We start from the raw sequence: 8802 nt of genomic DNA on the forward strand, positions 1-8802 counted from the left end.
GGCGATGGGCATGGGCCAGCCACGCGCGCGCTACCTCGTTTCAAGCGAGGCCCGGTGGCGCTTCCTCGGAGGGACGCTGTACGCGGTGGGGCAAGGCGGCACGCTGTTGTTCCCGACGGCGGAGGGGTCGCTGCGGCCGGGCGCCTTCGCGGCCGTGGGACTGGGGGTGGACCATGCGCGCTGAGCGGCCTTGGCGCGGCGGGCTTGGCCTCGTGCTGGCGGTGGCGCTGCTGAACGCGGGCTGCGCCTCGTTGCCCGCGAAGTCGGGCCATGGGGCCACCCTGGCCTTCAGGCCCTTTTCGTCCGCGTCCACCCAGGCGGTGAGGAGCGCGGCGGAGGGGGCGTACCCGGGCGAGGTGCTGGTCTCCACTGCGGAGGGGGCGGAGGAGCCCCTGGGCCTTCGACGCGAGCCACTCGTTGGGGAGAGCGAGGGCGCGGGTGCGTCAGGCGCGAAGGCGGTGGCCAGCGGCGGGGCCGTCGTCTGTGGGGGAAGGCCCGTGCTTTCGGGCTGGCCCCACCTGGATTCCAGCCGGGAGGTGCTGGAGCCCTTTCTGGCGTGTGCCTCGCCCGCGCAATTCGTGGCCATGCAGCGCGGGGTGGACATGGCCGCGTTGGTGGAGTCGCTGGAGGACTGGGACGCGGTCCGCCTGGGGGCCTTGGGGCCGATGGACGCGCGGGCCTCGGAAGCCCTCGGCCGCAAGCGCGCGGCCTTCCTCGTCACGTCCGTCGAGAAGTACGGCGTGCCATATTCCGAGGTGCTCGCCCTCTTCGTCCTCCACTCGGCCTTCGACGATGAGCTGCGCGAGGTGGTGCAACGGCTCGCCCGTGACAAGCAACTGCGCGAGACGCTGGGCGCCATGGCCACCGTGCGCGAGGAGTTGAAGCGGCGGGGCCTGGCGCTGGAGGGCTTCCCGGAGAGAGGTGAGCAGGCGCGCGACGTGCTGCGCGGCCTGGGGCGCGCAGGCCGGGACATCCTCTCCAGCAGTGCGGCCAGCGACGGAGCGCGGGGGCAGAGCCTCTGGGCGAAGCGCACCGAACTCCCACTGCCCTACCAGGCGGCTCTCGACGAAGTGCAGAAGGCGCTGACGGAGCGGCACTACTCGCCGGGAAGCACTTCGGCGGGGGCCTTCGACCACCTCACCTTCGGTGTTCCAGTGGGCTTCTACCACCTGACGGTGGGGACGGGGCACGGGGCGTACTCGTTGGCTCAGGGGAAGTACGAGCAGGCCACGCGCGAACTGGCGCCGGCCGCGCTGATGGTGGCGCTGTATGCCGGGGGCAAGGGAGCGCGAGCCCTTGCGGAGTCCATGTCCGGCGGGCGGGCGGGCCTTCGGCGGCTCTCGGCGCCGGACGTCGGAGCGCTGAAAGCCGTCGTGAAGGAGTTGGAGGAGCAATTCGGCCCCGACGCAGTCCGCGAGGTCTTCTCACTCATTCGGGGCAAACGTGAGGTCGCCCTCTTCGCGGTGGTGGAGGGGCCGGCTGGCGTCGTGGCCCTCCATGAAGCCCGAGGCAACCTGCCGAAGGCGCAGGCCACATTGGCGGAGCGGTATCGGGAGCCCTCTCGAGCCAGCGCAACGGGGGGCGGCGTCGGGAAGCGAAGTGGCGGCAGACCTTCCCTTCCGCCGGACGTGGCCGGAATCCCCGCGGAGGTGGCGGAAGCGAAGTTGCGGCAGGCGGAGGCCGAGGCAGGAGGAGCGCGGCTGCCGATGGACGTGGGTTTCCTGAAGAAGCATCGCGAGGCGCTGCTGAAAGCTGCACCTCCAGGTGCCGAAGTGCATTCGCTCTGGCCGGACTACCTGTCGTACTTGGAGAGAAGGGCTGCGGAAATCGTGCAGCACAAGGCGTCCAAGGGGCCGCTGGAGTGGGCGGGCTATCAGGTGATGCGTGACCGGTACGCTCGGGGCCTGGCCTTCGAGAGGAAGATGGTCGCCCTCATGGAGGAGGACGCGGCCCGGCCGCGGGCGCAGCGGCGGTGGCTCAAAGACTTCGACCAGCCCCGCATCGAGACGCACGTGGGGGTTGCGAAGGCGGACCTTCGCTTCGCGGATGTGCTCGCCATCGAAGAGGGGCCCGCCGCTGGCCCGACGCCCCGCGTGGAGACGTTCAGCCTCAAGAGTCGGGACCTTTCATTGATGAAGGAAAAGCCGCTCCAATCTCAGTTGATTGACGATGCTGGCGAGGCACTTCGGTATTACGGGGAAACATTGTCTATCCGCCGACCAGGGCTTGTGCAGAAAGCGCAGGTTCAGAGAGTTCGAGTCATCTACGAGGGCGGTAGGCTCCTGCCTCAAGATCTTGATGCACTGGAACGCTCAGTGAGGAAAGCTGAGAGTGATGTTGCCGGTGTGGAGGTGCAGTTCCAATGAAGATCCTGGAGTTCCATGAGCTGCCAGCGGAGGACCGACTGCGGCTGCTCGTCGACGGCACTGCCGCCGAACGCGTCGCGCGCGAAACGCAGTTGGAGTCCATCCTCAATGCACTCGAGGCGCATGCAGGCGAGTGGATGCCGGATGTTATCGAAGGAAGGCGGCGACGGAAGTACTCACGCACCGCAATCTCGAAGACGCTTGAGGAAGAGCGCGGAGCCGGAAGCGTATCCATCGGGCTTTATCGAACCATGGCTCCGGCGTTGGATATGACACTCAGCCTCGGCGGCGCAGCCTCGCCCGCCGAACTGGGGATCTCGGTAGCGCTCCAGCCGCTTTCTTTCTTTTCGAGCGCGAAGCGCTGCTGGGAGTTCATTGAAATGGTCCGAGCCTGGGCTCGGTACATTCCCGTCACATATGCCATGGCCCATGGCATGGCGGACCGGCAACTCGCAGGCGCTCCCTACTTCGGTCGTGATGGAACGACCTCTCGCAGGGATGGGTTCGACAAGATTTATGAGTTGTTCTGGCTGAACATCTTCGGTCCGAAGCTGGTGGAATCCGTCGGCCGAGAGCGGATGCTCTCTACGCCTGCGCACCTCGTGGAGGAACTCCCGAATGGCTCCGTTCTCTTGGTGTTGCGGCCCACTGCTGCCGACTTCGACAGTGAGGACGCGCGCGTGGCTCAGGCTCGATCCCATGTCCACCTGCGGCCGGAGCTCGACTTCGACACGGTGCTGCGCACGCTGAGGGAGCGCAGCGCCGCACTCGTACCCGTCGAGCCGCGCTTCCACGCTGACGTGGCGCCGTTCCTCTCACGGCTACCGGATGAGTTCGCCATCAGCGAGCGTCAGCAGAAGATTGCTGAACTCAACGCCTTCCGGCCTCTGGAGCCGGAGGAGTGGCTCCCAGTCGCCCATCCCTCTGACGTGGAGAACCCGGAGCGCGTCCTCGCCGCCTATGGAGAGCTGTCCGAAAGACTCGTGGCAGCGTTGCACACCAAGGTGCCGTCTATGATGGACGAGACGGCCGAGTCTCTCACGGACCTCGACTTCTTCTTCTGGCGGGAGAACTTCCCGGAGAGGTACGAGCGGCAACTCATCGATGGGCACACCGCACCGGCACTCGGGGCCTACCTGGGAGACGTGCTGGTGCGGCGGTTGGGCGGGACGTGGGTGCTGCGGGCGAAGATGGAGGAGTCCCAGGTGCGCGTTGGGAAGCGCGTCTGGCTGCCCTTCCTCCGTGCGCGCCGATACATGCAGTCGCGCGAGTCGCTCCTGGAGCATTCGCTCACGCAGTTCTTCAAGGAGGCGGAGCGGTACCGGTCCTGACTCTTGGAGGTCCCGCTCCCGAGCACGCGGGCTGATCGGGACAGCGATCCGAGGAGGTGACCCACGAGCGATCCGACAGGGCGGCCCATGACACTCGCGGGAGGCCGTGCCCGCGGCGCCACCTGAACCCAGGCGGCGCCGGAAGGCTCAGGGTTGCGCGCCGAGCTTCTGGAGCATCTGCACGGCGTGGGTGTTCTTCGGATCCAGCGCGAAGGACTTCTTGTAGTGGGTGATGGCCTCGGCCTTCTGCCCCGCCTCCATGTAGCCCTCGCCCAGGCTGTCGTGGGCATTCGAGTCGTCGGGATAGAGCTCGACGTTCGCCTTGAGGACCTTCAGGGCGTCGTCCTTCAGGCCCTCCCGGAGCAGCTGGTAGCCCAGGTTGTTCAGGTCGTCGGGGGAGAGCTTCCCCTCCGCTCCGTCCCGCTTCATCGACCGGTACCAGGCGAGGGCGGCCTCCGTTCCCTTGAGTCGTGCCAACAGGCCCACCTGGATGAACATCGGCGCCGGGCGGGGGACATAGGACTTCCAGCCGTACTCGGCGGCCACGCTGTCGGCGATCCGATCCAACAGCATGTAGCCGCTGTCCGAGTTGGTCATGATGACGACGCCGCTGCCCGAGTCGGCGAACGCCGTCAGCGAGCACTGGAAGCCCTCATTCGAGCCGCCATGCCCGAAGCGGTTCTTGCCTTCCTCCCACTGGAACCCGATCCCGAAGTCATCCGACTGCTTCGTGAGCATCTGCTTCGCCATGGCCTGGGACACCACGCGCGACGACTTGCCCGCCCGCGCCTTCGACACCTCGATGGCGATGCGTGCGAGGTCTGACGGCGTCGTCCACAGGCCCGCGGCCGCCATCTCCGGATAGACGTGCCACTGGCCCTCCACGCTCTTGCCGCCGAAGTACGTGCCGGAAGTCGCCAGGGGCGCGAGGGACGCGGGCAGGGGCTGCTCGTAGGTGCTGTGCTTCAGGCCGAGCGGCGCCAGCACCGTCTCCCGCATGATCTGCGGAAACGGCTTCTTGAGCTGATCCACCATCATCGCCTGGACGATGGTGATGCCGCCGCCGCTGTAGCGCGTCTGCGTCCCGGGAACGACGTCCACCCGCACCGGCGCGGTGTTCGCGGGCTTCACCCCGTCGAGGATCTGCACCGTCGTCGGAAGGGGCTCGGTGACGGCATAGCCGGGGAAGCCGTGCACGGTGGTGCCCGCGCTGTGGCTGAGCAGGCGGCGCAGCGTCACCTTCTCCGTCTTCGTGAAGTCGTTCTCCGGCAGCTTCCACGAGATGAGCTTGTCGTTGATGTTCTCGTCCAGCGACCACTTGCCGGCTTCCACGTAGTGCATCGCCGCGAGCGCCGTCACCGGCTTGCTGATGGACGCGGCCTGGAACAGCGTGTCCGGCGTGACGGGGTCCGTGCCGCCGGCCTGCATCACGCCATAGCCCTTGGCCCAGACGAGCGCGTTCTTCTCGAACACGGCGATGCTGACGCCGGGAATCTTGTACAGCTCCATCCAGCGCTGGAGCGACATGCGCCGTGGCTCTTCACCAGGGATCGTAGCGGGAGTGAGGCCCGCCTCCACCCGCGCGAGGCGGGCCGCTTCGGAGGGACGGGCCAACCACTCCGTCGTGGGCTTTCGTGTGTCGGCCGCGGTGAGCAGGGTGACGGCGCTACAGCCCGCGAGGGCAACGAGTGCGAAACGGCGAAGCGGTGGACGCATGGCGTTCTCCAGTAAGGGCGGATGGGGCCCGTACGCAGGCCGCGCGCGCTGATTGCATCCGCGACGCCGTTTGAGCTCCGCAAGGCGGGGGCCTTCCGTCGGGAGGCCCCCGCGTTGTTCCCGACCGCTCACGGGGTGAGCGACAGGTCCACGCTGAAGCCCGTGCCACCCCGGACGACGAGCACGTGGGTGCCCGCGGGCAGCGCGCTCTTCGTAAGCACCAGCGGTGACGTGGAGAAGCCGGTGGCGCGGCACACCGCCTCCGCCCCTCCGCAGCCCGCCACGAGCCCCATGGAGAACGTGTCGCTCGTGTTCTGACGCCGGAGCGTGGCCGACAGGTTGAGCATGCGGTCCGTGGTGAAGGTGAAGAAGGTGTCGGGCCGATTGCCGGAATCACACGACAGCTTCACGTCCGAGCCGTGCGCGGCAGGGTCCAGGGTGACGGTCGCCGTGCCGCCCGCCGCGCCATTCGAGAAGGAGACGGGGAGGGCGCCCGCGCAGACGTCGCCCGGCGCGAAGTCGTCCACCTCCACGTCGAGCTGGAAGGTGCCCGTCGGGTTCTCCAGGGGCGACTTGACGATGAGGTACGAGGTGCCCGCCGGGAGGTCCGCGGAGGCGCGCGAGAGGCCGTCCAGCGAGGCGCGCTCGCACGCGAGCTGCGAACTCGAGCTGGCACAGGGGCTGCCCCGGACGGACAGCACCGGCTGCGTCACGGCCGGCGAACCCTTGGCGCGGGCATGGAGGCGTCGCGGACGGTCGGTGGTGACGGCGAAGACCGCGTCGCTGCCGTCGAAGCTCCAGCAGTCCTGGTGGTCCTCGAAGTAGTCGGGGAACGCGCGGGTGAGCGTCGCGCGGCCGTAGGTGTCCTGGGAGAGCGTCACCGGCTCCGGGCTCGTGCAGCTCTCCCCCACCTGACCCGAGGGGGACAGGCGCGCCACCAGCTCGAAGGCGCCCACCTGGTTGGCGTCGTAGCCGTCGACGACGACGTAGTACGTGCCCGCGGGCAGGTCGCGGTAGCTCGTCCACGTATCGGGCGAGTAGTCGGGAGTCCACGCGCAGCGCAGGTCGGTGTCGAAGCTGCCGCAACCCTGGCGCAGCGACACGGTGGGCCGGAACCCGGAGGTGAGGGCCTTCGTGGACAGGCGCAGGTTCATCTTCGCCGTGGTGGTGAAGGTGTAGACGGAGTCCGGCGCGTTGCTCGTCCCGGACGAAGCCCCGCAGGAGGGCGTCAGGTCGTGGAAGAAGCTCCCCGTGTCGCCCTGGACGGTGACCTGGCCGGGGCCGCTCGTCGGCAGCCCCAGGGGGAGCGCGCTGGCGCAGACGTCACCCGTTGGCCGCGCTCCCAGGGACACCTTCAGCGAGTAGTCGCCAGGTGCGCTGTAGAGCGCCTGGTCCACGAACACGTAGTAGGTGCCTGGCGCCAGGTCCTCGGCACGGATGGAGGACCGCGCCCTGCCGTCCGTGGCGCAGGTGGACTCCGCGCCGTCACAGGTACCGCCGCGCAGCGTGAGGGCTGGTGCCTTCGTGCCCGAGGCGGTGGTGGCCTCGGCGATGAAACTCATCCGCTGGGTGGTGGTGAAGGTGTAGACGCGATCCGGGGAGAAGAACGTGCAGCTCCCCTCGTGGTTGTTGAAGGCGCCCGCGAAGCTGCCTGGGACCACGGTGGTGCCACCCTCCGGGGGGATGCCGAGCGCAATGGCGACCTCGCAGGTGTCCCCGGGGGTGGGCGGCGTCAGCGAGGCCTGGAGCGTCAGGGGCCCCTCCTGTTGCGCATGGTCGAAATCCACGGCGAGGACATACGTGCCCGGCTGCAGGCTGCCCCGCGCGAACGGCCCCGAGGACTGGAAGATCGGATCACAGGACAGCGATTCGCCGCAGCTCTTGAGGAGGGACAGGAGCGGCGTCCCGGTGGACGCATCGCGCGGCACGGCCACGTACAGGTCGAGCACGCGGTCGATGGTGAACGCGAAGAACGCGTCCGCCCCGTTGCCATAACAGTCGACGCTCGGGTCATCGAAGAAGTCATGGGGGTCGAAGGCGAGGACCGCGGTGCCTCCCGCGGCGCCCTCGGAGAACACCAGCGGGCGTGGCGTCGCGCACGTCTCTCCCGGCTGATGCGGCGCCGCGGAGACCTCGAGCGCGTACGCGTCGGGTCCGCCGGTGGCGTGGTCGACCGAGAAGAAGTGGGTGCCGGCGCCCAGGCTGCCCGCGCGCAGGGTCGTCACGTTCGTCGCCTCCCACGGACTGCACACGGAGCTGGACTCCCGGCACGTGGCGTCGACGAGCGACACCATGCCCCGGGCCGACGCCTGCGCGGACGTCATCTTCACCTTCACGTCCAGCTCGCGGTCGAACGTGAGGGAGTAGAGATGGTCCGGGAGATCGCTGATCACGTTGCAGGCGTTGAGGTCGTCCGCCATGCCCACGGTCGTGCCCGTGAGGGTGGCCGTGCCTCCGGTGGGCCCTGCGGACAGCGTCACCGGGGTCGCGACCGAGCAGGTGTCGCCTTCCGGGGTCGGCGTCACGGAGACCTCCAGGTGGTAGGCCGTGCCGGCCACCTTCGGGCCCTTCACCCAGAGGAAGTATGTGCCCGCGGGGACGGCCGTCTGATGCAGCACGCGCGAGGCCTGGACCGTCGGATCGCAGTTCTGCGCCTGGCCCACGATCTCCGTGCAGCTTGGGACGAGGAGGAGGGCCGGGGCATTGTTCGTGCCCTGGGCGGTGGCCGTCACCTCCACGTTCGAGTACGGGTCGGTGAGCGTGAGGCTGTACACGCGGTCGGGCAGGCCGTAACCCATGCAGGCATTGTTGTGGTTTTCCTGCGAGCTGCCACTCGTGGTGGCCTCGTGCGTGCGCGTGCCACCCCCCGCGGGGAAGTCGAAGCCGACGGGGTTGATGCAGGACTCCCCCTCGGTAGCACCCGCCGCCCTCACGTCGAGCGTGAAGTCGACACCGGTGTCCGACTCGACGACGAGGAAGTACGTGCCCGCGGGGAGCAGCTTCTGGACGGTGGCGCTCGTCCCCTCCTGGCAGGTCGTGGAATAGGGCGTCCCGCAGTGGCGTCGCTCCATGAGACGCAGGGCGAGCGAGCCGCTCGTGCCCGTCCGCGTCGCGGTGGCCTGGACGAGCCGGGGCTGGTTGATGACGAGTGCGTAGATGCGCTCGGGCACGGTGCCGGTCGCACCGCAATCCTCGGGGACGTCGTCCGTCGCGCCGTTCAGGGTGTCGGTGATCCGGACGGTGCCGCCGGACTCGCCATTCGAAAGGACGAGGGGGATGGGACGCCCGCACGTCTCGCCCGGGGGGCGTGCTCCGGTGAGCTGCACCGACAGCGGGAGGGTGCGGGTCTCGGGGGCTGTCTCTTATACACCTCTGACGCTGCCGAAGAA

4 protein-coding genes and 1 pseudogene are annotated in these 8802 nt (G+C 68.6%); 3 read left to right on the forward strand and 2 right to left on the reverse strand.

Annotation, left to right across the window (positions count from 1 at the left end):
- From D7V97_RS35585 to D7V97_RS35595, 3 genes and pseudogenes are all read left to right on the forward strand, one after another.
- Nucleotides 1-184 (forward strand): annotated as a pseudogene (locus D7V97_RS35585) (hypothetical protein); the annotation flags it as partial.
- Nucleotides 174-2366 (forward strand): hypothetical protein, encoded by a 2193-nt coding sequence (locus D7V97_RS35590; protein ID WP_120615072.1) that lies wholly within the window; start codon nt 174-176, stop codon nt 2364-2366. The pseudogene D7V97_RS35585 and the gene D7V97_RS35590, both read left to right, overlap by 11 nt.
- A complete protein-coding gene (locus D7V97_RS35595) occupies nt 2363-3697 on the forward strand; it encodes a hypothetical protein (RefSeq protein WP_120615073.1) in 1335 nt (444 codons plus the stop codon). The genes D7V97_RS35590 and D7V97_RS35595 overlap by 4 nt, the downstream gene beginning before the upstream one ends.
- Nucleotides 3698-3844: 147 nt before the next feature.
- On the opposite strand, the gene D7V97_RS35600 is transcribed toward D7V97_RS35595, so the two are convergent.
- Entirely contained in the window at nt 3845-5224 is a 1380-nt protein-coding gene (locus D7V97_RS35600) for a serine hydrolase (RefSeq protein WP_368668986.1), read from the reverse strand.
- Nucleotides 5225-5541: 317 nt separating this feature from the next.
- A complete protein-coding gene (locus tag D7V97_RS35605; RefSeq protein ID WP_120615075.1) occupies nt 5542-8739 on the reverse strand; it encodes a hypothetical protein in 3198 nt (1065 codons plus the stop codon).
- Between the last annotated feature and the right edge of the window lie 63 nt (nt 8740-8802).

Origin of the sequence: Corallococcus sp. CA053C (genome assembly GCF_003611675.1) — a bacterium.
Classification (GTDB): Bacteria; Myxococcota; Myxococcia; order Myxococcales; family Myxococcaceae; genus Corallococcus.

Coding starts and splice junctions, on each gene's coding strand:
- D7V97_RS35595 (WP_120615073.1), top strand. CDS start 2,363: ATGAAGATCCTGGAGTTCCATGAGCTGCCAGCGGAGGACCGACTGCGG.
- D7V97_RS35600 (WP_368668986.1), bottom strand. CDS start 5,224: ATGTCGCTCCAGCGCTGGATGGAGCTGTACAAGATTCCCGGCGTCAGC.
- D7V97_RS35590 (WP_120615072.1), top strand. CDS start 174: ATGCGCGCTGAGCGGCCTTGGCGCGGCGGGCTTGGCCTCGTGCTGGCG.